Origin of the sequence: Burkholderia sp. E168m23 (genome assembly GCF_016586125.1) — a bacterium.
In the GTDB taxonomy this organism is placed as follows: domain Bacteria; phylum Pseudomonadota; class Gammaproteobacteria; order Burkholderiales; family Burkholderiaceae; genus Burkholderia; species Burkholderia orbicola.
On sequence record NZ_BCPP01001356.1, the window covers coordinates 1 to 1,359 of the forward strand.

A 1,359-nucleotide genomic window follows, 5' to 3' on the forward strand; every position below is an offset into this window, starting at 1 on the left:
CGAATCGAGCTGTGACACGTTCACCGCGTCGGTGCCGTTCTTGCCGGCCGCAAGGCCGGTGATCTGGCGGTTGCCGATGTTGATTTCGCCAGCCGACGACTGCGGGCTGCTCAGGCCGTACGCGACATAGTTCGTCAGCGCGCCGACCGTGGTCAGCGAACCGGCGCCGAGCGCGACGCTATTCGCGAACGTGGCCGACGCACCGGCGCCGAGCGCGAGCGCATCGGTCGCCGTGCTGCGCGCGCCCGAACCGAGCGCGACGCTGCCGACACTGACCGCCACCGCATTCGCGCCTTGCGCGACCGACTGCGCGCCGGTCGCCGTCGCGCCGCTACCCAGCGCGATCGCGTCGGACTGCGCGGAACTCGCCGCCTGGCCGATCGCGATCCCGCCCGGTGCGGTCTGGTCGACGATCGCGCCGTTGCCGATACCCACGCCGTTGTCGCCGTTGACGACCGTCGTCGGCCCGACCGCGACCGATTCCGCGCCGACCGCGAGCGAATCGGCCGCCGTCGAATTCGCGTGGAAGTACTTCTGGCCGGTGACCGCGAACGACTGCAGCGCGCCGGTCAACTGGCGCACCGTCACCGCATCCTGCTGGCCGGTGCCGTCCGCGACGTTGGTGATCTGGCGGTACGTCTTGTTCGTCGCATCGCCCACAGACACCGCGCCGAGCAGCGTCTGGTCCGTCGTGTCGAACGGGATCGACGCACTGCCGTTGCGGAGGATGCCCGACGACGGCACCACGGCGCGATCGGCCACCGAACCCGAGCCGAGCGCGATGCTGCCGTCCACGCGCGCGATCGCGTTCGGTCCGATCGCGACGCTGTCCAGGCCGAGCGCCTGGCTGTCCGGTGCGGTCGAGTTCGCGTGGAAGTACTTGATGCCGTTCGCGTTGATGTTGTCGATCGCCGAGCCGACGTTGTTGTTGATCGTCGTCGAGCCGTCGCTGTTGTACGTCACGTACGACGGTGACGAGATCGTACCGGTGGTCGGATCGTAGGTGGCCCCGCCGCCGATCGCACCGGCCGTGCTGTTGCCGAGATTCGTGTTGTTGTTCGCGATCGAGCTGAGGCCCGTCGACAGCGAGCTGATCCCGGTCGACGTGGCGGTCGACAGCGAGGTCAGGCTGCTGTTCGTCGAACTCAGGCCGGTGGACAACGAACCGACGACCGTCGACGTCGACGTGGACAGCGACGTGATCGAGCTGTTGGTCGAACTCAAGCCGGTGGACAGCGAGCCGACGACGGTCGAGGTCGACGTGGACAGCGAGGTCAGGTTGCTGTTGGTCGAGCTCAGGCCGGTGGACAACGAGCCGACGACCGTCGACGTCGACGTGGACAGCGACGTCACCGAACT

Annotated in this window: 1 pseudogene; it reads right to left on the reverse strand. The window is 68.2% G+C overall.

The features are described from left to right. Window positions 1–1,359, reverse strand: a pseudogene (locus JMF90_RS37250) (adhesin); the annotation flags it as partial.